Origin of the sequence: Pseudomonas sp. Tn43 (assembly GCF_014192635.1) — a bacterium.
In the GTDB taxonomy this organism is placed as follows: Bacteria; Pseudomonadota; Gammaproteobacteria; order Pseudomonadales; family Pseudomonadaceae; genus Aquipseudomonas.
The window spans coordinates 233,403-259,551 of sequence record NZ_JACHYG010000007.1 but is presented as its reverse complement, the minus strand read 5'-3'; the positions used below and the strand labels follow the sequence as shown (position 1 = coordinate 259,551).

Genomic DNA, 26,149 nt, shown 5'->3' with positions numbered 1-26,149 from the left:
AGCAGTCTGAATCCAGTTAACGTGGTCTGCCTGATGCACCACAATTTCTGATTTTACGACTGCTGCGCAGCCGAACGCAGCCTTCGGCAGCTGCTACAGATTGCATTACGGCCGCTGGCATTTTTCGCAAAACGAAAGGAGGATTGCCCGCAAGAACACCTTGCAGGCAACTCGAATCAGCTGAGCTCGATACGATCAGCGTGAATGACGATCTGGCCGTTCTTGTACAACGAACCGATGGCCTTTTTGAAGTTACCCTTGCTGACGCCGAACATACTGCTGATCAACGTCGGGTCGCTCTTGTCACTGACTGGCAGGGTGCCGTTGTTGTCGCGCAACTTGGCCAGGATCTTCGAGTTCAGGCTGGTGGCCGCTTCCTCGCCCACCGGTTGCAGGCTCAGGCTGATCTTGCCGTCGGCGCGGACTTCTTTGATAAAGCCCTTCTCTTCTTTACCGGCGCGCATGAACTTGAAAATTTCGTTCTTGTGGATCAGCCCCCAATGCTTGTTGTTGATGATTGCCTTGAAACCCATATCGGTCGCTTCGGCCACCAGCAAATCAACTTCCTGGCCCTGGGTGTAATTGGCCGGGGTCTTGTCCAGATAGCGATCCAGACGTGCCGTCGCGGTAATGCGCCGCGTGTGTTTGTCGAGGTAGACATGCACCACGACGTACTCGCCGGCTGTCATCTGGCGCTTTTCTTCGGAATACGGCAGCAGCAGATCCTTCGGCAAACCCCAATCCAGGAACACGCCGATGCTGTTGACTTCAACAACTTTCAAACTGGCGAATTCACCGACCTGAACTTTCGGCTTTTCGGTGGTAGCGATAAGTTTGTCATCGCTGTCCAGATAAATAAAAACGTTGAGCCAGTCTTCATCTTCGCTGGGAATATCTTTGGGAATATAACGGTTAGGCAGAAGGATTTCGCCATCCGCCCCACCGTCCAGATATAAACCGAAGTTAGTGTGTTTAACCACTTGCAAACTGTTGTAGCGCCCGATTAAAGCCATGTCCAATACCCTCATTGCGTGGGCGGCATTCTACCCGGTTTTGCGGGTCGCGTTCGGCGGCCGGCCCGGTGGCGCAAGAAAATCCGTCGAAGGTCTTAATTTTCCTGGGTTTTATTCGATGCGCTTGCCCGCTCGTCAGACCATTCGAGTGCCTCGCACCAAGGCCTGCCCGCCCGAAAAACGCTTGTTCTTCACTCGGGTTCCTAGTTAAAACAGCAGCTTAGAGGAACATTGCGAATAATAACTTGCGATAAATCGCCTTGCTCAAGGCGTATTTCAAAAGGATATTTACCAAGCAATTGTCAAGTATTTCCTGTACGATGCCTGGCCAAGTTAATTTCTACAGGTTAATGGCCGCCATGCGTGTAAAAGCATCCAACAGCAAAGCAAAGCCAGCTCCAGCCGTTGAAACCAGCGAATCGATCAACAACCAGATCGCTGCGTTCCTCAAGTCTGGCGGAGAGATCCAGCAAATTGCCAAAGGCGTCAGCGGCCAGACCTTCGGCCCGTCCAAGCAGATCACGCTGGGCAAGAAGTAACTCCCCGTTAGCTGGTCCGTAAGCGCTTTGAGCTTCGAAGCGCTTGGACTGGAACCCTCCCGCAATACCCCATAAAACAAATCAATATTTCAAAAATCGACGAACGGCCCTCGATGCCGGACATTCGTCGGTATGCTTGCACGTGTCTGGATCAAGCGTTTCAGCAGGTTTTCAGGACCTGCTCCTCGCTGTTCATGGAGTGACGCATGCTCAAGTCCCCTCTTTTTCTGCTCGGCAGCCTGCTGTGGTATTCGGTCGCCCAAGCGCAAGTCTTCCAGCGCGAACTGGGCGATTTCGATCTCCAGCTCGCGACCACCCCCAGCCGCAGCATGGCCCAGGGGCTGGTCAAACCTTCGACGACCGGCTCGTTCCATGGTGGCCTCGACCTGAGCCACGACAGCGGCTTCTACGTCGGTCAATGGGCCCCCAGCATGGGACTGAGCCCGTCGAGCAATCTTGAAGTCGATTCCTACATGGGCTTTAAACAGCCTTTCGATCACTCCTTCGGCTACGAAGTGGGCATGATCCATTACAGCTACCCGCAAGTGGACACCCTTGACAGCCAGGAGCTGTTCGGTGGCCTGACCCTGCTGGGCAGCCGCTTCGGCGCGGCTTTCAGCAACGACCCCGACAAACAGAACAGCACCCTGTTCGCCGACCTCAGTGGCAATCAGCCGTTCGGCATCGGGCTCAGCCTGAAATACACCACCCACCAACTCAACACGCCGGTGTCCGTCGACGATGGGTATGTAGGAAGTTTTACCGACTGGTCGGTGAAATTGTCCCGCCCATTCATGGGCATCGATCTGGACTTGATCTACAGTGATTCAAGCCTTAGCGGCAACGATTGTTCCGCTTATTCAGGCCACAATGCCCAGTGCGACGGCCTGGTGACGCTCAAGGCTGCGCATAGTTTCTATTAAATCGGCTGAACCGCCGGGCTTATCCCGCGATCACACAAGAGCCCCCTTAAGAAACCAGGTCTTCGCAAGGATTCGTCATGTCGCACTGGTTGAAGCAGATCGGCGTCATCCTTACCCTTAGCATCACCGTCGCCGCGTGCAGCCGCGTGGGCCTGGCTTACCGTAATCTCGACGTGATCATTCCCTGGACGCTCAGCGATTATCTGGAGATGAATCACGAGCAAAAAGACTGGTTCAACGAGCGCCTCAAAGAACACCTGACCTGGCATTGCAACACGCAATTGCCCGGCTACCTCGACTGGCTGGATCGCTTGCAGGCCATGGTCGAGGCCAACCAGATCACCGACGCCGCACTGCGAACCCGCGCCCAGGAAGCTAAACAGGCCATCGCCGAAACCGCCCGGGAAATCACCCCGTCGGCCATCGAGTTGTTGCAGGGTCTTGATGACAAGCAAGTCGCGGAAATGAACGATGCCTTCGCCAAGGACCAGCGCAAACGTCAGGAGGCCTACCTCAAACCGTCTCTGGAGCAACAAATCAGGGAGCGGAGCAAGCGCATGGAGAAACGCCTGAATGTCTGGCTCGGCCCGCTCAACCCGAGCCAACAGCAACGGGTAGTGGCCTGGTCGACTGCCTTGGGTGATCAAAACACACAATGGATTGCCAACCGCGCCCATTGGCAACAGCAATTCAGCGCGGCAGTCGCGCAGCGGCAGAGCCCGGAATTCCCACAGCGAATCGAGACACTTCTGGTGGATCGCGAGAGTTTGTGGACGCCGGCTTACCGCGAGGCCTACGACAACACCGAAGCCCAGGCTCGGGCGTTGCTGGTGGACGTGATGGCCGAGAGCACACCGGTTCAACGTGAACGGTTGCTGCACAAAATTGAAGGCGTGCGCAAGGATTTCGCTGATTTGAAATGCCTGAAAGCGGCGCGGAAGGTATAGGTTCCAAAGATAAAAGCTTCGCGGGCAAGCCTCGCTCCTACGGATAAGCGTCGTTCACACATTTTGTGAACAACACAAAACCCGTAGGAGCGAGGCTTGCCCGCGAAGCTTTTTTCGGTATCAAGCAATCTGCGCCTTCGACGCCACCTCATCAAACGTCAACTCCTCCAGCGCATCTTCCTGTTCATCCAGCACCTGCCGCGGATGCTCATTACCCGGAATGCTGCTGTCGATCAGGCTCAACAAACTCGAGCCCCTGGGCGTCAAAATGTAGTTCTCGCCATTACCACCCTGATCCTCGGGCCGAGGCTCGATATAGCCGCGCTGCAGCAGTAGTTTTTCATACTCGCCAGCCACCGTTTTCAGGTGATCCAGGTTCTCGAACGGCTCACCGGCGGCGGCTTTCTGCGCCGCATACTGCTCGGCATAAGGCCGAGGAGTGAAACTGTGTCCAGCGCCGTTCTGCACTTCATGCAGCAAGCGCTCCATCAAATCCCAGTTATAAGTCGTCATCCTGATCAACCTCCAAGTGCTCGCGAATGAAATGGCTTTCATAGGTTGTGACCGAAGCGGTGGGCAGCCGTTCAGCCGAAAGTATTTCGCCCTACCGACCGGCGGCCTGTCGATTTGAGCGCAGGCCAAACGACTAGGCTGTGTAAGACGGTTTACCCCTCTGCCCGGATCGACTTTCGCCACAGCATGCAGGAGAAATCACCATGAACATTCAGAACCATCCCGTCGTGTCTCGAGAAGAATGGCTCGCCGCCCGCAAACAACACCTGGCCCACGAAAAAGCCTTCACCAAGGAACGAGACAAACTCAGCGCCGAACGCCGCGCCCTGCCCTGGGTGAAAATCGACAAACCCTACCGCTTCCAGGGCCCAAGCGGCGAACTGAGCCTGGCCGACCTGTTCGGCGGCCGCAGTCAATTGATCATCTACCACTTCATGTTCGCCGCAGGCTGGGACGAAGGCTGCCCAGGCTGCTCGTTCCTCTCCGACCACATCGACGGCGCCAACCAACACCTGGCCCATCATGATGTAGCCGTGGTCGCGGTTTCCCACGCCCCGTTCGCCGAATTCCAACCCTTCAAACGGCGCATGGGCTGGAAATTCGACTGGGTCTCGTCCGAAGGCTGCGACTTCAACTATGACTTTGGCGTATCAGCCCGGGCCGAAGACGTCTCCGCTGGAAAAGCCACCTACAACTACGAAAAATCCGACGGGGCTGAAGAAGAACTCCCAGGGCTCAGCGTGTTTTATCGCAATGAAGCGGGGGAGATTTTTCACACCTATTCAACGTATGCCCGAGGTTTGGATTTGCTGGTGGGTGCCTACAACTACCTCGACCTCACGCCGAAGGGGCGTAATGAAGAGGAAATCATGGATTGGGTAAGGCATCACGATCGGTATGAAGACAAGGCGCCGGCCAGTTGCTGTCATGGGGGGTAGACCGCAGCCATCGCGGGCATTGGCTCGGGTTGAACACAACATCCGCGAACACCACAAATTCCCTGTGGGAGCGGGCTTGCCCGCGATGACTGACTAACATTCAACATGGATGTCGACTGATGCACCGCTATCGCGAGCAGGCTCGCTCCCACAAAGTTGCGTGGTGTTCTGTAGGTTGCGTCCGGTTGACTGACTGCAACTGGGGCAAATGCCCTACAACAACCTCGGAATCAGGCACCTTGCACCGCTGGAACGATGAAGCTTATAGTCCGCCCGTCGTCCACATGGCGACCGGGTTTGGCGACCTGACGAACGAGTGCGAGAGCTGTCTGCTTATTTGCAGGCGCCTGCGCATCCGCAAAACTGTTTTTATGGCAGTTGTGCGCGGGAGACCTTCGGGTCTGCCGGTTACTCGTTTCCGGTTCGCCAACCTGCGTACAGCTGCCACCCCATTTCGTTTGGCGACGATCTGCTGGCAGTCTCAGCAAACTAAACGAGGCTTCAACTATGGATAGATACATGCCCTTAACCGGAATCGACCTGATCCCGGCCTCCCTGCTCATCGACACACAAGCCCCACTCGACGTCCTGCAAGCCATGGCCGACTACCGCATTCGCACCGTCACCCAAGTGCTGGAAAACATCGCCTTTCGCGCCGAGATTGGTTGCGACACGGTGGTGCTTTCTGACTTTTCCAAACTGCTGGCCATTCCGTTGCGGGATGGTTGTGATTTGATGGATGTGATTGGTAGACGGTTGCGGGCGTTGGCTGCGGAGTGAATAAAATGGGCGACCCTGTGGGTCGTCCACTTCATATAATGAATAAAAACAACCTGCCATCCTTTTCACTGGAAATAGCATGAAAAGCAAACAAATCAATGAAGCCAGCAAATTTCTTAGTTATGTCCTCAGGCATGAACCACAAGCTATAGGCTTACAATTAGATAGCGAAGGTTGGGGCAATATCGACTCCTTGATCGCAGGTGCCGCTAAAGAAGGGCTAAATTTAGATATGAAGCTTATTCAAGCGATTGTTAGCAGCAGTGATAAAAGACGCTTCAGTATCTCCGAGGATGGATTGCGTATTCGTGCAGTACAGGGGCACTCAACGCCCACCGTTAGCCTTCAGCACATTGAGAAAGCCCCACCAGACTTTCTCTACCATGGCACTGCAACACGCTTCCTAGAGTCAATTCACCAACAAGGGCTGATTGCCGGCTCACGCCACTATGTGCATCTTTCGCATGACATACCAACCGCTATCGCTGTCGGACAACGTTATGGGACTCCTGTAGTGCTGAAAATTGAAGCCCTGCGAATGCACCAACAAGGCTTCAAATTCTTTGAAGCTGAAAATGGTGTTTGGTTGACAGAGCATGTCCCTTTGATTTTTCTGCACGGAAATCAATCTTACCCGACTTGACTGCTCTGCAAGTCATAAAAAAGCAGCGATACATTTCTTCAGCAATATAGAATCGGTACAACCTTAGCCAAATCTCATGCTAAACCTATAAAAAGGTCCCGAAGACATACCTTTAAGATTTACCACCTTCAAAACATAAATACTCCCACAATCATTTTTAAACAACTACATAATCGACAACTCACTTGACAAAAAAACCTCTTCAGCCAACACATGAAACGCCATATTTTCCGCCAAAAACTGAATACTAAAATGCCTCAACCTTGGCGATTCAAGAGTTGTTAACATACGCCAAGACTCCAGACTACTCCGTAAAAACTCAGACTCTCTAAACTCAGTCAACTCCCCCAATCCAAACTCACTGGAGTCACCCAAAAAATTAAAAATAACGCTCCCCGGAAATGGAAGTTTAATAAAGGAGTGAACACATTTAAAAACTATCTCTCTCCTAACAATTGACACCCCTTCATTGCCATCAGCATCAAAAGTATCTTTCTCATACTCGACATCAAGTACGAGATCCACTCCAACAGAGCGGAAGGAGACTTTTGACTCGCCAAATCCTGGCAACCAGTCATAAGGATTGAACACCAGCTTTGGTTGACTTATTCTCATGGACGCACCGATTTCAGTTGATCTGCCCCAGTGGATGGCAGACCGTTATTTTTTAGTTGATCTTTTGCAAGATCATTGAATGTCTTACCAGGATAGACTTCAACATTAGTCTGATTTCGCCCAAACCACTGGCTTCTAGGAATTCCTGCTTGCTCAAGTGCTGTCGAGGTTCTCGTATTCAAAATAAGCCGAGTTCCATTCATGTCCACGTAGTCAAGAGGGAGTTGATTTGGAGTAATGGCCCCAGTCTTCAACGCCCCGGCCAAATCTTCAACTGTCTTTATAGGTTTACCTGCCAAAGTCGAGTAAAGTTTTTCTCCATCAGGGCTAAACGTTCGGTCAGATCTGATTTTATTCTGAGCAAAATTTGCTTCAAATAACACTCCTCTTTCTGCATTGGCAACGGCGCCAGTTCCGCCGAGGCCCCTAAACGCTCCAACCCCGCCTGTTGCCGAGAGCATCAGGCCGATGGCCATTTCCCCCCAATATTCAGGCTCGCTCAACATCATACCGTAGCTTTCTAGAGCTTTGGCACCTTGCCCCTTGTTTGCGTAAAGCAATGTTGAGGACAGATCAAGTTGCCACTGAGTCGAGTATTTGAAAGCGTCCTGCATCTCTGTAGGAAGCGTCACCCAGGCGTTGTACTCCGTGGGCTCCATGATCATCCATGGTTTACCCGACCCATCCAACAACGTGTAGCTAACCGCATTTGAATCAGCATCGGTATTAAGAACAACGTTGCCGAGATTCTGAGACCGCTCCCCCACCATCTTTAATATCGTTGAACATCCAGGTCCGCTCGAATCCTTTGAGCAAGCTTCGTACTTCTCCTGAAACTCATCAAAATGGCTCTGAAAGTTGTACAGCGTCGCATTGTTGGCAACCCATGCCCCGGTTTGCAAAGTGTCCGCATCAACATCCCCTTGCGTCGATGCCGCAAGCACCCCAACGATCTGCGACGCCATTGAGAGCAAGTCAGGGTTGCCACCAACCAACTTATTCAGGTCTACGATGAGCGCTTCATTCGCACCAGCCGCCAACGCGCCGGTTGCAAAATCACCGCCTGTTATCTCTGAGAGCAGCCCACCCACCACGGCGTGAATGGCGACTTTAGCTGCAGAACCATCGTCAAACACGTCTTTGGTGTAATCACCTACGGCATTGAAGCTGGCTGCCGCCAATGTGTTGAACAAGGCAGTTTTCAACACATCACTCACGTTGACGTCTTCCCCCAGCGCCTTGCCCAGCAATGCGGACGTTCCGCCTTGCAATACCTGATTTACGCCAAACCGACCAATCCCCTCCAGGCTGCTGAGGTCAACGGTTACCTTGCCTGTAATCGGGTTGGTCGTTGTTTTCACAATGCCGTCAAAGACACCAGCCGTTAAACCAGCCGTCACACCCGATATCACATACCCCTTGAGCGCATCCGAGGACGTCACGTCCTTGAATACCGCCCCAAGATTCCCTCCATTGTTGATAAAACTAGTCGTCGCATTCGTCGCAGCACCCGTAGCCACTGCGGCAAGGCCTGCGGCTCCGATGGTCCCCATACTGGCAAAAGCACTCAGGGCCGCAGGGCCGACAAAGGCCGCCATGACAATCGCAATGATCAACTGCGAAGCCGGGCCAAGTCCCGAGTTCTGGTACTTGAACGACTCGTGGATTTCCTTGACCAACTGCCAATCAACATCGCCGCGTGCTTCGGCGTCCTTGAGCCAGGCCAGTTGTGGATCGGCCTTAACCATCGCATCAATGGATTGACTGACGGTTTGTTGGTTGACCTGTTTGACGTCGATTTTCAGGCCATCCACAGCCTTGATTACGATGCTGCCTTTGGCAATCATCTGAGTCTGGCGCAGTGTCTCGTCGGTATTGCCCTTGCCTTTCGATGAGGTCCAGAAAGCGTCGCCATCACTCTTGGTGTGGCTCTCATCATGAAGGTCCTTCACCCCTTCAAAAACGATCGCCCCACCACTGTCGAGGATGATGTCCTTACCACTCTCCAGCTTCGCCACCTGATACCGCTGATCCCCCCCGCTGACCAAGCTCAGGTTGCCCCCGGTGGTGATTGCACTGCCGATGTTTTTTACATCGGTGACTTCATCACGCTGGGTTTTTTCGGCGCCGAAACCGCCCTTTTTCTTCATGTCATACAGCGTGTAGTCGCGGTCTTGCGCCGCCAGCAGCTCGAGCTTGTCACCGGCCACCAGATAGGCCTCATCCCCGGCGGTGACCTTGCTCGAGATCAGCGTCAAATCCTTGCCCGCCTTCAGGGCAACGTTGCCCCCCGCGGTGATCTCCGAGGACACCTGACTGACATGGTCTTCCTGCTTGGTGACACTCTCGGTTTTTTCATACGAGTGCTGTTCATCCGCCGCCGAGGCCAGGGTCAGATTGTTTGCGGCAGCCATGGCGATGTCGCCTTGGGCATCGATCTGACTGGCAATCGCGGTCAGGTTACGGCCGGCGTCAATGGTCAGGTCGCGACCTGCAGAGACCTGAGAGCCAAGCTGCGTCACCGACGCATCGTTATGATCCCGGCCATCGGTGATGCTGTTGCTCTTTTGCGCCGACACGATGTTCACGTCCCGGCCCGCGTTAATCGTCAGCTCACCCCGGCTGTTGACCACGCTGCCGATGGTGTTGAAATCGCGCCCGGCACCGATGGTCAGGCTGTTGGCCGCTTCAATCCGTGCCGCGCTGTCGGCAAAGCCCTGGGACCAGGACCATTGGCCGTTCTGGTCGTCGTAACTGCTGACGGTGCGTTCGTTGATCACGTCGCCCCGGGTGGCGGTGAGCGTGACGTCACGGCCGGCGATGATGCCGCCGGCCTTGTTGACGAGGTTGTTGCTGGCTTTCAGGTCGAGGCGGTTGCCGGCTTCCGCCAGACCGCTGTTGACCAGGTCGTTGCTGGCGGTGGCCGACAGGTTGTTGGAGGCGCGCAAGGTGCCGGCGTTGTTCAGGTCCTTGCCGGCGATCAGGGTGATGTCGTTGCCGGCAATCAACGCGCCGTTGGGTGATAAACGGTTGTTGGCCTGGGCCAGATAGAGCACCGGCACCAGCACCTTCTCGCCGTTCACTTCGTGCTCTTCCATCCAGACAATATCGTGGGTCAGCGCTGCGACCTGTTCGGAGGTCAGGCTGACGCCCAGAGACAGGTTGAGCTCCGTTTTGCTGGCGACGGCGTTGTTCATCAGGTATTTGAACAAGCCCTCGTCGCTGGTCTGGCCACCGATGAAGCGTTGGCCGGTACGGGCCACTACCGCTTGCTGGATCAGGCGTTGTTCGTAGAGGCCATCGCCCAGGCGTTTGGCGCTGGTGTCCGGGTCGTAACCGAGGTTCGACAGCAGGTAGTCCGAGCTCATGAACTGCTTGAGGTCGGTGAGTACCGGGTTGGTTTCGATCAGGTATTTGTGCGGCTGGGATTTGCCGGCATTGTTCGGCAGGCCTTGCACACGGTTGATCGTGACGGCGCTGGTGGCCGGTACCGTTTGCTGCCGCTGGGTCGGGCTGATGCTGGCACCGCCCAGGGTCCAGCTTTGCGGACCGTTGTTGCCGGCGCCAGAAGCCGTGCCCTGCGTGCTGAGGCGGAACAGGCCGTTTGTACCTTGCGGCAACACGAAGCCCGGCAGCGTCAGGGGATCGACCCGTTGTTGGGCCAGGTCCGGTGGGAGTTGGCTGTTGAGGTGGACGATGAATGGAGTGGTCGCGCGTTGGGTGCCGGTGGCGTCCACCTTGCTGTCGCTGGTGACAATGGGCGCGTTGACCGTTTGCACGCTGTTGTTGAAAGAAGTCGAAGCGGTGATGGTCGTACTGCCACCGGACTGAATAACGGCGTTGATGCTTTTACCGGTGCTGGCGGTTTGCGTGGCCGAAAAAACCCCATATTTGGTGACCGCTTCAGGCACCGGCAGGTTTTTCGACGGATCGTAATCAGGGTTGAGTTCGGTGCTTAATCCGCTCTCCTGTTGGTAGAAGTAACCGCCATCGGCTCGTCGGTATAACGGCACGTATTTGGCGCTGTACTTGTTGTACTCATTGACTGCACCGCCCGGATCGATCAACCCCAGGTAGATGCTTCCCGGCTCCGTGTCGGCCGGGTTTTTATAGTGGCTGCGATAGGTAATGGTCTCCAGGTTCACCCCTTCATTCTTTAACGTGTCGACCGTGATGTTGATGTTTTTGGCAGCCGACACCGAGCTGTATTGATTGAGGAAGCTCGATCCCGTGACATCGAGATTGCCTCCGGAGGTCAGGAAGGCCGACGGTGAGTCTTTATCGACCGTGCGCTCATACACTTCAGTGACGTAGTACCAGACGTTCCACTCGTCCGAGCAATGGCTGCAGCTGTGGGTGATAGTGCCATTCACCCGTTGCTCCGCGAAGGTCAGCACGTCCCTGCGGTTGCTGATTGAAGTCGCCAGCAAGCGCATGTCACCGGCGCTTTCCAGGCTGCCGGAGATGTTTTCGATAGCGTCGGCCCGCTCGCCCGCCGCGTTCCGGGAGACGGTCAAATTCCCCAGGCTGTAAATGTCGCCATAGTTGTTTGTCAGCGTATTGCTGCGCAGCTGCATGTTCGCGCCGCTGAAAATCAGGCCCCGCTGATTGAGCAATTGCGAGGCGTTAACCGTAAGGTCTTGTGCACTTCCCACGGTGCCGTAGTTGCTGAGGGATACCGTATTGAGCAGCAGATCGTCATTTGAGGTGATCCGTCCATAGTTGATGATCGGGCCGGAGGCACTGATATCTGTGGGCCCGCCGCCGGCAATCCGGCCGGCTTCGGCCAGATTCAGACTGGCCGCGCTGAGCGAAAGACTCCCCAGGCTGGTGACTCGACCTGCACCGGTATAGGCACCACTGAGGTTGAGCTGCAGGCTGCCGTCACTGGCAATCAATCCCTCGTTGAACCAGTTGACACCGGTACCGACGAGGCTCTCCGAGGCCAGCAACTGACCGCTCGCCGTCTGGGTGAAACTGTTGACGTTGACCTTCAGACGCCCGGCCTGGATGACGTTGCTGTTGGTCCAGCTGTCGGCGTTGAGGGTCAGGCCGCCACGGGTGACGATGCTGCCGCCGGCGCCGGTGACGTTGGCGGTGGAAATGTCGAAGGTGCCGTTGCCCACGTGCAACAAACTGCCGCCGCCATTGAGAAAACTGCCTACCGCCATGCTCAAGTCGGTGTTGGCGCTTTCTAGGGTGCCGTTGCGGTTGTCGAACAGGCCACCGATATGGAAGCTGGTTTTGCCACTGTCGCCGAGGGCGCGCAGTTGACCGGTCTGGTTGTCGAGGCTGGCGGCCTTGATCGATAGGGTGCTGTCACTCTCGATGATGCCCAGTCGATTGTTCAGGGCGCCGCTGAGAGTGAGGTCGATCTGTTGACCGGCAATCTGGCCGTCATTGTCGCCGCTGTTGTCAAAATTGTTGCCGGTGACGTTGACCTTGCCTTTGGCATAGAGGCCGCCGTTGCGGTTGTCGACGTTGCCCGTGACGATGATCGCGTCGCCGCTTTGCGCAGCGATACGCCCGCCGTAGTTGTCGATGCCGGCCAGCGCGGTCAGGTTCAGACGCTGGGCCTGGGTGACGCCGCTGCGGCGGTTGTTGTTCAGGTCATAGCCGTTTTTCAGTACGCCGCTCAGGTTGGCCGTGAACGCGGCTTGCAGGCTGGCGAGCACACCACCGCGGTTGTCGAGGTTGGTGGCCTTGATGGTCAGGTCACCGTCCGTGGCGACGATGCGGCCGCTCTGGTTGTCGATATCGCCGCCGATGGTGAGGTTCAAAGCCCCCTGGCTTTGCAGGGTGCCCTTGGCGTTGACGAGGCTTGCGGCCTGGATTTGCAGGTCGCCATTCTGGCTGTAGATCTGGCCGGCGGCGCTGTTTTGCAGCGTACCGTCCGTGGTGATGGTCAGCAGATCGTTGGCCGCGATGGTGCCGAGATTGCGGTTGTCCAGGCCACCGGTGAGCAGGGTCATCAAGCCTTGGCTGGTGAGCTGGCCACCCTGGTTATTGATTTGCGTGGCACGCTGCACCAGCAGCGGGCCGGCGCTGGCCAGTTTGCCTTTGGTGTTGGTCAGGATGCCGAGCAGGTCCAGGGTCACGGCAGCGTTGCCGATCAGATTGCCGCCGGTGTTATCCAGTGTGATGCCGGTGAAACTGAGGTCCTGTTTTGCGTTGACCGTGCCGCCGGCATTGCCCAGCGTCATGGCCTGCATGGTCAGGGTTGCGCCGCTGTCGATCAAACCGCCTTGGGCGTTGTTCAGCAGACCGCTGAGGGTCAATGTCTGGGCGCCGGCACTGGAGAGGATGCCGCCGTTGCTGTTGTCCAGGCTGGCCGCGTTGACGCTCAGGGTTTTCTGGCTGACCAGCGCACCTTCGCCGCTGTTGAGAATCGCACCGCTGACGCTGACGGCCACATCGGCGTCGTGGCTCGACAGCGTGCCTTTGTTGCGGTTATCCAGGCTGTTGCTGGTGACGCTCAGGCCTTGCCAGCCGGAGATCAGGCCGACCTGGTTCAGTACCGTGTCAGCGTTGACCGTCAGCAGGTTGCTGCTGATCAGTTTGCCGCCGCTGTTATCCAGGGCGCGGGCCGCGAGGTCGAGGCTTTGGCTGCTGGAGATTTCACCGTTGCGGTTATTCAGGTCGCGCAGGTGCTGGAGGCTCAGCAAGCCTGCGGTAGTGATCAGACCGCCGCTGTTGTTCAGGTCCCCGGTGGCCGCCCCGAAGTCGATGGCAACGGCGCTGCCCAGCAAAGAACCGTTCTGGTTATTCAGGTGGCTACTGTTGATTGTCAGGTCGGTGGTGGCGTTGATCAGGCCTTTGATGTTGGTCAGCGCCTGATCGATGCGCAGGGTCAGGTTCTGATTGCTCAGCAGTTTGCCGTTGCTGTTGTCCAGGTTCTGCGCGGCCAGAGTGAAGGCCTCGGCGCTGGAAATTTCGCCGCCGTTGTTGACGTCCTTGAGGTTTTTCAACATCAGCAACGGTGCGTTGATCAGCCCGTTCTGGTTGTTTAGTTGGCCCTGATTCACGTCCAGGCTCAGGGACGTTTTGCTGAACAGCTGACCGCCCTGCTGATCTAAACCGGTGACACTGGCGGTCAGGGCTTTGTCGCTGGCGATTCGGCTGGCAACACCGTTGCTGACTTGGGTCGCGGTCAAATCGAGCGTATCGCCGCCGATCAATTGCCCGCCCTGAGTATTGTCGAACGTACCGGTGGTGACGGTCGTCGCGTTCTTGCCACTGATCAGGCCGCTCTGGCTGTTGTTCAGGTTTTGGCTTTTGAGGGTCAAGCGGCTGTCGGTGGTAATTGAACCGTCCTGATTGTTCAGCATTCCCGTCGTGGTCAGCGCCAGCGCGCCGGCGCTCGACAAGCTGCCGCGAGTGCTGTCGAGGCTGGCCGCATTGACCGTCAGGGTACCTTCACTGCTGATCAAACCTTCGACGTTACTCAATGCATTGTCGAGGCGAATATCCAGCCCGCGCTGAGCGACAAGGCGGCCATCGCTGTTGTCCAGACTCTGACCCACAACCGTGGTGATGCCCGTGCTGGACACCTCGCCATTGCGGTTGTTCAGGTGGTCAAGGGTGGCGTTGAGATTACCGCTGCTGTTAATCAGTCCTTGGCCGTTGAGCACCTGACTGGCCGTAAGGTTGAGATTGCCCTTGCTCAACACACGGCCGTTATTTTGATTGTCCAGCGTTCCAACCGTGATGTTGGCGGTTTGCGCGGCGCTCAGCGTGCCGCCCTGATTGCTCAGAGTCTGGCTGGTGTTGACCGTCAGGTTGCGGCTGGCCACCACCGTCTTGCCGGTGTTGTTGAGGTTCTGCGCGCTCAGGCTCACATCGCCGTTGGCGTTGCGGCTGGTGTCGGCGTTGACTCCGGCTTCGACGATGCCGTTGTTGCTCAGTACACCGCCGGCACTCAATGTAATGTTGTCCCGGGCGGCAAGGGTTTGCTGGTTGGTCAGGTTGCCTTGGGTTTGCACGTTGACGGCGGTGCCGGCGTAGACCGGGCCGCGCGCATCGAGGCTGGCGGCTTTGACATTCACGGCGCCCGCGGCCGACGTCTGTGCGAGGCTGAGATGCCCGTTGGCATCGAGCTGGATATCCCCGCCACTGGCGGCCAGGTTGCCGTCGAGTTTCACCCCGACCCCGGCTTCGGTGCCCACCAGTTTGATCGCTCCGGCGTACATGCCACCCAACGCCGAAGAGTCGATGGCCAATTGTGGTTTGGCGCTGCCATCATCGGCGCGGGGGGTGGCGTTGAGGCTGTCGGCGTTGACGTCGTTGCGGCCGGCGATGATGGTCAGGTTGTTCGCCTGAATTTCGGCGTTGATCTTCGCGCTACGGGTGATGATTTCGAAGCGGTCGACGTTGTTGGCGTTGAGCCCGGCGCCGTCAATGGAGACGCTGCCCTGATCGACCTGGAAACGATCCAGCCGACCGTTGTCCAGCACCGGTTTGCCGGTGGTCAGGGTCACGCGTGGGGTGTTTATGAAGCCGCAGCCGTTGCAGCTGATGCCGTAGGGGTTGGCGACGATCACCCGGGCCGACTGCCCCGCCACTTCGGTGTAACCGCGCAGCTGACTCGGGCTGCCGCCGACCACTTCGTTGAGGATGGTTTGCGCAGCGACCCGGTTGGTCAGGTTGGGGTTGCCGACGATGATCCCGCCCAATTGCGTCGCGCCGGTTTGGTTGGCGACGTTGTTGAGGATCACGCCTTGGGCGCCGACGTTGTAATCGTGAAACTGGTTATGCGATAGGCCGCTGCCGTTGGGCGTGGCGATGTTGACGATCGGCACACCATTGCCCGCCTGACCGAGACGGGTGCCCGGCGAGGCCACCACAATCCCGTCCGCCTGCGCCCACATCGGCTGCCAGAACATGACGTTGGCCAACAGGAATGCCAACCCGCGCTTGGGCATGCCCCAGAAGTGTTCTCGGTTTTTGACGGCAGCAGAAGGCTGGCGCGCGAGGAAGGCGTAATGGCGAACGTCCATGATTTGAATCTCGTTAAAGCAGAATTTAGAGGAAGACATCCACGCGGAAATAGATCGGCGCTTCACGCTCGGTCAGGGTGTCCGGGCGTTCCAGGGAATGGGCAAAAGTCACGCTGGCGGCCAGGTGCTGCCCCCGGGCAAACAGCTCCAGCGAGTTGCTCGACATGCGCCCGTGCTGATCGCCGTTGTAGCGGTCTCCACGGATCACGCCCTGGTCGTAGCCGAGGCTGGTGCCGTATTCGGCGAACACCGGGCGCAGCCATTCCAGGGTCACCGGGCGGCTCCAGCGCAGGTCGTTGCGCCAGTAGCCGCCGCTGTCGCCGGACAAGGATTGATCCTTGTAACCACGGATCGACGACTGCCCGCCAAGGCTGGTGCGCTGCGGGCTGAACAGCACGTCTTCGCTGCGCTGGCCGGTCATCAGGCTGCTGAAGCTGAAGGACTCGCCCCACAGCTTGAACGGCTGCAAGTAGCTCGCGGTGGCGGTGTATTTGCGGTAACGCGCATCCGGCTCGCCGGGGCCCGGGTGACCGTTACCCTGAGCGTCGAACGCGCCGATGCCTTCCTGCATCCCCAGGTCAAGGTTGACGAACGCGCTGCCGACCCGCCGACCATGGTTGATGCCGAACTGCGCTTCGCTGATGCGGTTGCTGCTCAGCTTGAGTTTGCTGTCTTCGATGAAGTTGTTGGTGCGCAGGTACGAGAGGCCGGTGCTGAGGGAAGTCTTGCTCAGGGCATCGCGATGGATCACCCGCTCGGCGCGTAGTTGATGGTTTTCGCTGTCGCCGGTCTGCTTGAAATTGAAACCGTTGGCCTGCGCTTGCGAGCGGTACTCGCTCTGGCTGTAGGTGTAACTGAAATTCCACCAGCCCCACGGCACGCTGTAATTGAGCATCGCATTGTTGGAGGTGTGCTGGTGATCGGTCATCGCATCGTGACCGCCGCGCAGCATCAACTGATCGGCCAGGCCCAGCGGGCTGTCCCAATCAAACGTCGTGCCCCACTGCTGCTCGCCGGTGCTGCGCTGGCCGTCATTACTGCGCGACAACCCGGCACGCCACGGTTTCTGCGGGGTGTTCTTGACCAACACTTCACTGCCACCGACGTTCTTGCCCGGCGACAATTCCATCTGCGCCTGATTCGACGGCAAGCGGTTCAACTGATCCACCATCTGCTCGATTTCCCGCAGATTGACCAGCTCACCGCTCTTGCCGGGGAAAGCCATCCCCAATTCGCGGTCCGACAGCTTGCTGCCCTCCGCGCCCTTCAATCCTTCGAGCCTGCCCTCGACCACCAACACCTTCAGATGCCCACCGGACAAATCCTGCTGCGGCAAATAGGCCCGACTCGTGACCAGGCCTTTCTCGATGTAATGATCAGTGATGACTTTCAGCAACTCGTTGAGCTGCGTGACACCCAGGCACTGACCGATGTAAGGCTTGAGCAGGCGATTTTTTTCGCCGTCCGAAAGACTGTCTGCGCCTTTGAGTTCGATGTCCTTGATCGGGAAACAACGGGCGTCGGCCGGGGCCGTCGGTGGCGTGGGTTTGGCTTCCTTGCCGGGTAATTCCTTGAGCTCTTCGAGACGCCGACGCTGCTCTTCGAGCAAGCGATCCTGACGTTCGCGGATCAGATCGGTTTCACCGGGGGTGGGGGCGGCGTGAGCAAGATTCAGCGGAGAAAGGCACAGCAAAGCCAGGCACAACCTCGCCACGAGGGCGGGTGGGTACATGTTCGTTCCCTTGAATGGAGAGTGATGGCGCAATAGTGGCGCGATAGTGGCGCGATATTAGAGAGCCATCATTCTGACGTCAAATAATGGATCCCTTCGAGTAGGTTAGGCGACGAACGGGTACCGTTAAATCAGCTGCTTCCGTTAGGAATGCAGGACATTTCTTGATGCAGGCGTCGAAAAACGTCCGCTATTGACGAGGTATTTCCGAAGAGAGACGCGTCCTACAGACAGATGAACTTTCAGCTACCAGTGACCTCAACCGTTTAACCGCCCAACACGGAATCCAAGGCCCCTGATATGAAACCTTTAATGACGCTCACCCTTGCCGCCACCCTCACCTGCGCCCTTCCCGTTTGGGCCTGCCCTCCTGATGAAGCCACCGCCAAGCGCGAACAATTGGCCCGGGAAGTCGCCAAGATCACGGAGCAAAACCCGGAAAAGGCCAAGGAGATCAACAAAGAGTTACAGAGAATGGATCTGGACACCGCCAGCAAGGATTTGCCGGATGAGTGTCAGTTGATTGATCGACGTCTCAAGGAGCTGGAGTCGGCGGAGAAGAAAGCCAAAAGTTAATGGCAAGATCAAAAGATCGCAGCCTTCGGCAGCTCCTACGGGATGAACGCCGGATCCCGTGTAGCGATCTTTTGACGTAAAAAAACCCGGACACTGTCCGGGTTTTTATTGGAACGCTACAGCGCCTTATTCAGCCGCCGGCGCTTGCGGCTTGCGGCGTTTCAAAGGCGCCATGCCGTCCTTGCTGACCAGCGACAGGGCGTCGGTTTTCGGGCGATTGGCGATCTTGCGCTTGGTCGGGGCCTTGGCGCCGGTTTTCTTCTTGTCGCCTTTGGCATCGACCTTTTTCTTCTTCACGCCAACGGCTTTGCCCGAGGCCTTGACCTTTTTCGGCCCGCCGTAGGTGCCTTTGACTTCCTTGATGGTGCGGCGCTCGAAGCTCTGCTTGAGGTAGCGCTCGATGCTCGACATCAGGTTCCAGTCGCCGTGGCAGATCAGCGAGATGGCCAGGCCATCGTTGCCGGCACGACCGGTGCGACCGATGCGGTGAACGTATTCGTCGCCGCTGCGCGGCATATCGAAGTTGATCACCAGGTCCAGGCCTTCCACGTCCAGGCCACGGGCGGCGACGTCGGTGGCCACAAGGATTTTCACGCCGCCTTGCTTCAGACGGTCGATGGCCAGTTTGCGGTCTTTCTGGTCTTTGTCACCGTGCAGCACGAACGCTTTGTATTCCTGCGCCACCAGACGACCGTAGATGCGGTCGGCCATGGCCCGAGTGTTGGTGAACACGATGGCCTTCTGATAGGTCTCGTTAGCCAGCAGCCAGTTCACGATCTGTTCTTTGTGCTGATTGTGGTCGGCGGTGATGATCTGCTGACGAGTGGTGGCGTTCAGATCGCTGACGTTGTTCAGCTGCAAGTGTTCAGGGTTGTTCAGGACCTTGGCGACCATCTCGCGCAGGCCCGAACCGCCGGTGGTGGCGGAGAACAGCATGGTCTGCTGACGGTTGGTGCACTCATCCACCAGACGCTGCACGTCTTCGGCGAAGCCCATGTCGAGCATGCGGTCGGCTTCATCGAGCACCAGCACTTCGACTTCTTTCAAGTCCAGGTTGCCAGCGTTCAGTTGCTCGATCATCCGGCCCGGCGTACCGATCAGGATGTCCGGCACTTTGCGCAGCATGGCGGCCTGGACCTTGAAATCTTCACCGCCGGTGATCAGGCCGGACTTGATGAAGGTGAACTGAGCGAAGCGCTCGACTTCCTTGATGGTCTGCTGCGCCAGCTCGCGGGTCGGCAGCAGGATCAGGGTCTTGATGCTGACGCGGATTTTGGCCGGGCCGATCAAGCGGTTGAGGATCGGCAAAACGAATGCAGCGGTTTTGCCGCTACCGGTTTGCGCTGTCACCCGCAGGTCACGCCCCTGGAGCGCGAGCGGGATAGCCGCTGCTTGCACAGGCGTTGGCTCGACAAATTTAAGCTCGGCCACGGCTTTGAGCAGGCGTTCGTGCAGGGCGAATTGGGAAAACACGGGTGCTACCTCGAAGAAATACAAAAAACAGCTGCATAGGGTAACGGTTTCGAGCGCGAAGGCCGAGTTTCTTTATACAAACGGCTGCAAACAGTGGTTTTTTGTCGCCTGTTTTGTCTCAAAACGTCATCCGGAACGTCTTAAATGCTCTAATCACCCGGTCGCATCCTACAGAAGAACCGTTTTCGCCCATGGATATTAAACAGCTCTGGCTCCACGCCCAAGACCTCTGGGGTGCTCTCGATCAGCACCCGCTCCTGCATTCCACGCTCGCGCTGATGTTGCTGCTGGTAGTAGCGCTGGTGCTCGGACGAGTGGCGCGCTACCTGATTCTTCATGCGACCAAAATCCTCGGTCGCCAGCCGTCGTTGCACTGGATCACCGACTTTCGTCACAACAAAGTGTTTCATCGCCTGGCGCAGATGACGCCCTCGCTGATGATCCAGTTCGGTCTGCACCTGGTACCGGACCTGAGCAAAACCGCCCTTAACTTCCTCGGCAATGTGGCGCTGTCGTTCACCATTCTGTTTCTGGTGCTGGCCGTCAGCGCATTGCTCAATGCCTTGCTGGATATTTATGCCCGCACCGAACACGCCCGCACCCGCTCGATCAAGGGCTACGTGCAACTGGCGAAAATGGTGTTGTTCGTGTTTGGCGCGATCATTATTGTCGCCACGCTGATCGACCGTTCGCCGCTGTTGCTGCTGTCGGGTCTGGGCGCCATGTCGGCGGTGATCCTGTTGGTCTACAAAGACACGCTCTTGTCATTCGTCGCCAGCGTGCAATTGACCAGCAACGACATGCTGCGGGTCGGCGACTGGATCGAGATGCCACAAGTCGGTGCCGACGGGGACGTGGTGGACATCACCTTGCACACGGTCAAGGTGCAGAATTTCGACAAGACAATTGTGTCGATCCCGACCTGGCGCCTGATGTCCGAGTCGTTCAAGAACTGGCGCGGCATGCAGCAGTCCGGTGGCCGCCGGATCAAACGCAGCTTGTTCATCGACGCCAGCGGCGTGCGGTTCATTCGCGATGACGAAGAGCTGAAGCTCTCCCAGGTGCATCTGCTGACCGACTACATCAACCGCAAACAGGCCGAACTCAAGGCCTGGAACGAAGCTCAGGGCAACGTCGCGGCGATGTCGGCCAACCGTCGACGGATGACCAACATCGGCACCTTCCGCGCCTATGCACTGGCGTATCTGAAGAACCATACGGAAATCCAGCCGAACATGACCTGCATGGTTCGCCAGATGCAAACCACCGCCCAGGGCATCCCGCTGGAAATCTACTGCTTCACCCGCACCACGGCGTGGGCCGATTACGAGCGGATTCAGGGGGATATTTTCGATTACCTGCTCGCGGTATTGCCGGAGTTTGGCTTGAGCCTTTATCAGCAGCCGAGCGGTGGGGATTTGCGGTCGGGGTTGCTTCCGGCAGTACTCGGCGCGAGCCATATCCCTGCCCCCGAAAAACACATCATGTAGCAGCTAGCACTGATCGTTCCCACGCTCCGCGTGGGAATGCAGCCCGGGACGCTCCGCGTCCCTTCGCGGATGTGACGCAGAGCGTCACTGAATGCATTCCCACGCTCCGCGTGGGGACGATCATGCGATAGCGGGTCTACGAACACCCAACCGACTGATCCACACCGCCATCAGAATCACTGACCCACCAAACAACAACCGCCCCAGCTCTTCATGCTGATTCCAGATCAGCAAGTTGACCAGCAATCCCACGGGCACATGCAAGTTATTCATCACCGCCAGCGTCCCGCCATTCACCAGGCACGCGCCCTTGTTCCACCAGTACAAACCCAGCGCGGTCGAGACGAGACCGAGGAACAGCAGCACGCCCCATTGCAGTGGCGCTTCGGGCAGGAAATTCTGTTTGCCGAACAGCAGAAACGCCGGCAACGCCACCGCCAATGCGCCCAGATAAAAGTATCCGAAACGCCGGTAATGCGGCAGATCGCTCGGATGACGGGCCACCAGATGTTTGTAGAGCACCTGCCCGGCGGCGTAGGTGAAATTGGCCAGTTGCAGCAGCAGGAACCCCATGAAGAAATCCGGGTTGATCCGGTCAAAGCGAATCACTGCCGCTCCGAGTACTGCCACCAATGCCGCGATCAGGGCCCAGGGATTGAAGCGCCGGTTCAGCGCGTCTTCGATCAGGGTCACGTGCAATGGCGTGAGGATGGTGAACAGCAACACTTCCGGCACCGTCAGCACCCGGAAGCTCAAATACAAACAGACGTAAGTCACGCCAAACTGCAACGCGCCGATCAGCAACATGCCACGCATGAACGCCGGCTCGACCTGACGCCAGCGCGTCAGCGGAATGAACACCAGCCCCGCCAGCAGCACCCGCACCAGCACCGCGAAGTAACTGTCGACATGCCCGGCCAGGTATTCGCCGATCAAGCTGAAGGAAAACGCCTGGATCAGCGTGACAAAAAGTAGATAGCCCATGCTCGCCTCATTTCGAATGGCGGCGACGATAGCGGGTTTTGCCCTTCATCGCGAACAGTCAGGTAATACACAAAACACTGTGGGAGCGGGCTTGCCCGCGATGGCGGTGTATCAGTCGACTTCAATGCTGCCTGACACACCGTCATCGCGGGCAAGCCCGCTCCCACAGGTTTATGTTGCGCTCACAAAATCCCAGGCAAAAAAAAGCCCGATTTCGCAATGCGTTCAATCGGGCTAGAGCACTCAGGAGCAACAAGTGCAAAGGGAGGTTCGATGCGCGTACAGGCTTGAAGGGTTGCGCCAGGTCACTAGACCATCCAGCGATTATCTGGCGATTAACGGCTCAGGCCACTTGGGAAAGCTTGGCGTTGGCCTGGTTCAGGCCTTTCTCCTGGAAGTCACCGCCCAGGTTCATGCCTTCGGCGTGAATGAAGGTGACGTCGTGGATGCCGATGAAGGCCATGACCTGGCGCAGGTACGGTTCCTGGTGATCCGCGGTGCTGCCGGCGTAGATGCCGCCGCGAGCGGTGAGTACATAAGCGCGCTTGCCGCTGAGCAAACCTTGCGGGCCGGTTTCGGTGTACTTGAAGGTCACACCGGCACGCAGCACGTGGTCGAGCCAGGCTTTGAGGGTGCTCGGAATGGCGAAGTTGTACATCGGCGCGGCCATTACCAGTACGTCGGCGGCCAGCAGTTCATCGGTCAGCAAGTTGGAGCGATCCAGCGAGGCCTGTTCGATGTCGTTGCGTTGTTCGGCAGGCTTCATCCAGCCGCCCAGCAGGTTGATGTCCAGATGCGGCACCGGGGTGGTGGCCAGATCACGGACGGTGATCTGGTCGGCCGGGTGGGCGGCTTTCCATTGGTTGATGAAGGTCTGGGTCAACTGGCGGGAAACCGAGTCTTGCTGACGGGCGCTGCTTTCGATGATCAGAACGCGGGACATGGGATGTAGCCTCCATCTGAGAATGCTGTAGGTCGATGGAGTGAAGGTTAAACAGAGTCATATCGATGAAAAAGCGCAAATAACTGCTATAAACCATCGATAAATTCGTTTATAAGCGATGCATGTTCTGTGGGAGCGCTGTGGCGAGGGGGCTTGCCCCCGTTTGAGTGCAAAGCACTCACAAGATCTTTGCTATATCAGATTTTTTGGGGCTGCTTCGCAGCCCAACGGGGCGATGCGGCGTTCCGACAAGCCCCCTCGCCACGGCTTCCACAGCCGCTCGCTGTCATTTCGGGGTGCAGGTCAGGTTGATACGCATCTTGATGATGGTGCGGGTGAACTTGGCGGTGGCGTTTTTGTGTTTACCGGCAGGCACTTCGATTGTGCGGTTGCGCGGCGCTTCCGGGCCATTATTGAAAACAACCTTACAGATCGCATCGGTGCTGCCGTAGTTATTCACCTGAATGGAGGCAATATCGGCATCTGTATCAAACGCGTTGTAGTCGATGCTCAAGCCGTTCAATTGCTTTTGAACGTCGATTGGATACGCAAACGCCGTCAGCGGCAGCAGCGCCAGCACCGCACAACCCGCCATCACACCACACAGTTTTTTCATTCAGCAGCCTCCAATAGGGACTGCCAGCTTAGGACAAGAGGAGCTCAACATGAAAGCGCCCCGCGTGACCCTTGATCAATGGCGAACATTGCAGGCCGTGGTCGATCACGGCGGTTTCGCCCAGGCCGCCGAAGCGCTGCACCGTTCGCAATCGTCGGTCAGCTACACCGTAGCGCGCATGCAGGACCAGCTCGGCGTGCCGCTGTTGCGCATCGACGGCCGCAAAGCGGTGCTCACCGAGGCCGGCGGCGTGTTGTTGCGCCGTTCCCGGCAACTGGTGAAACAGGCCAGCCAACTGGAAGACCTGGCCCATCACATGGAACAAGGCTGGGAAGCGGAAGTGCGGCTGGTGGTCGATGCGGCCTACCCCAGCGCCCGCCTCGTCCGCGCACTGACCGCGTTCATGCCACAAAGCCGTGGCTGCCGGGTACGTCTGCGCGAAGAAGTGTTGTCGGGGGTCGAAGAAGTGCTGCTCGAAGGCGTGGCCGATCTGGCCATCACCGGCTTCAGTATTCCCGGTTATCTGGGGGCAGAATTGAGCGACGTCGAATTCATTGCGGTCGCCCACCCCGAGCATTCCTTGCATCGCCTGAACCGCGAACTGAACTTCCAGGACCTGGAAAGCCAGATGCAAGTGGTAATCCGCGACTCCGGCCGGCAGCAACCGCGTGACGTGGGCTGGCTTGGCGCCGAGCAGCGCTGGACCGTCGGCAGCCTGGCCACCGCCGCAACCTTCGTCAGCAGCGGGCTGGGCTTCGCCTGGCTGCCCCGGCACATGATCGAGCGCGAACTCAAGGAAGGCACGCTCAAAGTGCTACCGTTGGATCAGGGTGGCAGCCGCAATCCGAGCTTCTATCTGTATTCGAACAAGGACAAACCCTTGGGCCCGGCGACGCAGATTCTCATCGAACTGCTGCGTACCTTTGATACCGCGCCGCTGGATGCGCCTTTCGCCGCCCCTGAACAAGCCTGACACGGAGTGTACGTATGGCCTATTTCGAACATGAAGGTTGCAACCTGCACTATGAGGAATATGGCCACGGCACGCCGTTGCTGCTGGTTCACGGATTGGGCTCCAGCACCCTGGACTGGGAAATGCAGATCCCGGCGCTGGCGGCCCGCTATCGGGTCATCGTCCCGGATGTGCGCGGCCACGGACGCTCCGACAAACCCCGCGAGCGCTACAGCATCGCGGGGTTCAGCGCCGACCTGATCGCGCTGATCGAACATTTGAACCTGGGTCCCGTTCATCTTGTGGGGCTTTCGATGGGTGGCATGATCGCTTTTCAATTGGCCGTCGATCAGCCGCACCTGCTCAAGAGCCTGTGCATCGTCAACAGCGCGCCCGAGGTCAAACGGCGCAGCCGTAACGATTACTGGCAGTGGTTCAAGCGTTGGAGCCTGATGCGCGCGCTGAGCATGGGCACCATCGGCAAGGCCTTGGGCGCCAAGCTGTTTCCCAAGCCCGAACAAGCTTCGTTACGACAAAAAATAGCGACGCGCTGGGCAAAAAACGACAAACGTGCTTATCTCGCCAGCTTCGATGCCATCGTTGACTGGGGTGTTCAGGAACGACTTTCCAGGGTGTCCTGTCCAACCCTCATCGTCAGCGCCGACCGTGACTACACCCCGGTCGCACTGAAAGAAACCTATGTAAAACTGCTGCCCGATGCGCGGCTGGTGGTGATTGCCGACTCGCGCCACGCCACCCCGCTGGATCAACCGGAACGCTTCAACCAAACGCTGCTCGAATTTCTCACCGCAGTCGACACCACTACTCAGGATCACTGACTTATGCTGAAAAAAATCGCCCTCGTCGCCGGCTCCGTTCTGTTTGCCGCCAACCTGATGGCCGCCACGCCCGCCAAGGCGCCGCACGTGCTGCTGGAAACCACCAACGGCCAGATCGAAATCGAACTGGACCCGGTCAAGGCACCGATCAGTACCAAGAACTTCCTTGAGTACGTCGACAGCGGCTTTTACAACAACACGATTTTTCACCGTGTGATTCCGGGCTTCATGGTCCAGGGCGGCGGTTTTACGCAACAGATGCAGCAAAAAGAAACCAAGGCGCCGATCAAGAACGAATCCAAAAACGGCCTGCATAACGTGCGTGGCACGCTGTCCATGGCTCGTACTTCCGCCCCGGATTCGGCCACCAGCCAGTTTTTCATCAACGTCAAAGACAACGACTTTCTCGACCAGGGCGACGGCTATGCCGTGTTCGGTAAAGTCGTTAAAGGGATGGACGTCGTCGATGTCATCGTCAACTCCCAGACCACCACCAAAGGCGGCATGAAAGACGTGCCGGCCGACCCGGTCTTCATCAAGTCGGCCAAGCGCATCGACTGAGACTAAGCTGAACAGGGAGTTTTGAGCGGCCGCCGGTTCTTCCGGCGCCGCTCATATCGTTTAAAGGAGAGCCCGT

20 protein-coding genes are annotated in these 26,149 nt (G+C 57.5%); 11 read left to right on the top strand and 9 right to left on the bottom strand.

Going from position 1 to position 26,149, the window contains the following annotated elements:
- Positions 1–176 precede the first annotated feature (176 nt).
- Entirely contained in the window at positions 177–1,013 is an 837-nt protein-coding gene (locus FHW68_RS19520; RefSeq protein ID WP_095632099.1) for a S1 RNA-binding domain-containing protein, read from the bottom strand.
- Positions 1,014–1,363: 350 nt separating this feature from the next.
- Here FHW68_RS19520 and FHW68_RS19515 point away from each other — a divergent pair, with 350 nt between their 5' ends.
- The 3 genes from FHW68_RS19515 (at position 1,364) to FHW68_RS19505 (ending at position 3,422) form a co-directional block, all read left to right on the top strand.
- The gene (locus tag FHW68_RS19515; protein WP_017337097.1) at positions 1,364–1,552 is read left to right on the top strand and encodes a hypothetical protein; all 189 of its coding nucleotides are present in this window, start codon (positions 1,364–1,366) and stop codon (positions 1,550–1,552) included.
- 206 nt (positions 1,553–1,758) lie between these two features.
- Positions 1,759–2,475 (top strand): TorF family putative porin, encoded by a 717-nt coding sequence (locus FHW68_RS19510; protein WP_183682417.1) that lies wholly within the window; start codon positions 1,759–1,761, stop codon positions 2,473–2,475.
- Between the two features lie 77 nt (positions 2,476–2,552).
- Positions 2,553–3,422, top strand: coding sequence for a DUF6279 family lipoprotein (locus tag FHW68_RS19505; protein ID WP_183682414.1), 870 nt, complete (start codon positions 2,553–2,555; stop codon positions 3,420–3,422).
- Positions 3,423–3,542: 120 nt separating this feature from the next.
- Here FHW68_RS19505 and FHW68_RS19500 read toward each other — a convergent pair whose 3' ends face one another.
- Positions 3,543–3,935 carry a transcriptional regulator gene (locus FHW68_RS19500; RefSeq protein ID WP_095632102.1) on the bottom strand — a complete coding sequence of 131 codons (393 nt, stop codon included), beginning with the start codon at positions 3,933–3,935 and terminating at the stop codon, positions 3,543–3,545.
- Between the two features lie 203 nt (positions 3,936–4,138).
- Between FHW68_RS19500 and FHW68_RS19495 the strand changes: the two genes are divergently transcribed.
- From FHW68_RS19495 to FHW68_RS19485, 3 genes are all read left to right on the top strand, one after another.
- A complete protein-coding gene (locus tag FHW68_RS19495; RefSeq protein WP_183682411.1) occupies positions 4,139–4,873 on the top strand; it encodes a thioredoxin family protein in 735 nt (244 codons plus the stop codon).
- A gap of 507 nt (positions 4,874–5,380) precedes the next feature.
- Positions 5,381–5,653, top strand: a complete 273-nt coding sequence (locus FHW68_RS19490; RefSeq protein ID WP_183682408.1) for a hypothetical protein — start codon at positions 5,381–5,383, stop codon at positions 5,651–5,653.
- Between the two features lie 79 nt (positions 5,654–5,732).
- The gene (locus tag FHW68_RS19485) at positions 5,733–6,296 is read left to right on the top strand and encodes an RNA 2'-phosphotransferase (protein ID WP_183682405.1); all 564 of its coding nucleotides are present in this window, start codon (positions 5,733–5,735) and stop codon (positions 6,294–6,296) included.
- Positions 6,297–6,461: 165 nt separating this feature from the next.
- Here the strand turns inward: FHW68_RS19485 and FHW68_RS19480 are convergent, their stop codons facing one another.
- The 3 genes from FHW68_RS19480 to FHW68_RS19470 are packed head-to-tail and all read right to left on the bottom strand — an operon-like array spanning position 6,462 to position 17,639.
- Positions 6,462–6,911: a hypothetical protein gene (locus tag FHW68_RS19480; RefSeq protein ID WP_183682402.1), complete on the bottom strand. Its 450-nt coding sequence runs from the start codon at positions 6,909–6,911 to the stop codon at positions 6,462–6,464.
- Entirely contained in the window at positions 6,908–15,907 is a 9,000-nt protein-coding gene (locus FHW68_RS19475; protein ID WP_183682399.1) for a DUF637 domain-containing protein, read from the bottom strand. The genes FHW68_RS19480 and FHW68_RS19475 overlap by 4 nt, the downstream gene beginning before the upstream one ends.
- A gap of 25 nt (positions 15,908–15,932) precedes the next feature.
- Positions 15,933–17,639, bottom strand: a complete 1,707-nt coding sequence (locus FHW68_RS19470) for a ShlB/FhaC/HecB family hemolysin secretion/activation protein (RefSeq protein WP_183682396.1) — start codon at positions 17,637–17,639, stop codon at positions 15,933–15,935.
- A 300-nt stretch (positions 17,640–17,939) separates the two neighbouring features.
- Between FHW68_RS19470 and FHW68_RS19465 the strand changes: the two genes are divergently transcribed.
- Positions 17,940–18,215: a hypothetical protein gene (locus FHW68_RS19465; RefSeq protein ID WP_095632108.1), complete on the top strand. Its 276-nt coding sequence runs from the start codon at positions 17,940–17,942 to the stop codon at positions 18,213–18,215.
- A gap of 126 nt (positions 18,216–18,341) precedes the next feature.
- Here the strand turns inward: FHW68_RS19465 and FHW68_RS19460 are convergent, their stop codons facing one another.
- Positions 18,342–19,688: a DEAD/DEAH box helicase gene (locus FHW68_RS19460; RefSeq protein ID WP_183682393.1), complete on the bottom strand. Its 1,347-nt coding sequence runs from the start codon at positions 19,686–19,688 to the stop codon at positions 18,342–18,344.
- A 191-nt stretch (positions 19,689–19,879) separates the two neighbouring features.
- Here FHW68_RS19460 and FHW68_RS19455 point away from each other — a divergent pair, with 191 nt between their 5' ends.
- On the top strand, positions 19,880–21,178 hold the full coding sequence (locus FHW68_RS19455) for a mechanosensitive ion channel family protein (protein ID WP_095632110.1): 1,299 nt from the start codon (positions 19,880–19,882) through the stop codon (positions 21,176–21,178).
- A 120-nt stretch (positions 21,179–21,298) separates the two neighbouring features.
- Here the strand turns inward: FHW68_RS19455 and FHW68_RS19450 are convergent, their stop codons facing one another.
- The 3 genes from FHW68_RS19450 to FHW68_RS19440 form a co-directional block, all read right to left on the bottom strand.
- Complete coding sequence (locus FHW68_RS19450; RefSeq protein WP_095632111.1) at positions 21,299–22,162, bottom strand: carboxylate/amino acid/amine transporter; 864 nt, start codon at positions 22,160–22,162, stop codon at positions 21,299–21,301.
- 343 nt (positions 22,163–22,505) lie between these two features.
- Positions 22,506–23,105: an FMN-dependent NADH-azoreductase gene (locus FHW68_RS19445; protein WP_183682389.1), complete on the bottom strand. Its 600-nt coding sequence runs from the start codon at positions 23,103–23,105 to the stop codon at positions 22,506–22,508.
- A 286-nt stretch (positions 23,106–23,391) separates the two neighbouring features.
- Positions 23,392–23,721 carry a 3-phosphoglycerate kinase gene (locus FHW68_RS19440; RefSeq protein WP_095632113.1) on the bottom strand — a complete coding sequence of 110 codons (330 nt, stop codon included), beginning with the start codon at positions 23,719–23,721 and terminating at the stop codon, positions 23,392–23,394.
- A 49-nt stretch (positions 23,722–23,770) separates the two neighbouring features.
- On the opposite strand from FHW68_RS19440, the gene FHW68_RS19435 reads away from it, so the two are divergent.
- From FHW68_RS19435 to FHW68_RS19425, 3 genes are read left to right on the top strand one after another with little or no spacing between them, the layout of a single operon-like run.
- Complete coding sequence (locus FHW68_RS19435; protein WP_008069097.1) at positions 23,771–24,694, top strand: LysR family transcriptional regulator; 924 nt, start codon at positions 23,771–23,773, stop codon at positions 24,692–24,694.
- Positions 24,695–24,708: 14 nt separating this feature from the next.
- Complete coding sequence (locus FHW68_RS19430) at positions 24,709–25,512, top strand: alpha/beta fold hydrolase (protein WP_183682387.1); 804 nt, start codon at positions 24,709–24,711, stop codon at positions 25,510–25,512.
- A gap of 3 nt (positions 25,513–25,515) precedes the next feature.
- A complete protein-coding gene (locus tag FHW68_RS19425) occupies positions 25,516–26,073 on the top strand; it encodes a peptidylprolyl isomerase (RefSeq protein WP_095632115.1) in 558 nt (185 codons plus the stop codon).
- Positions 26,074–26,149: the final 76 nt, after the last annotated feature.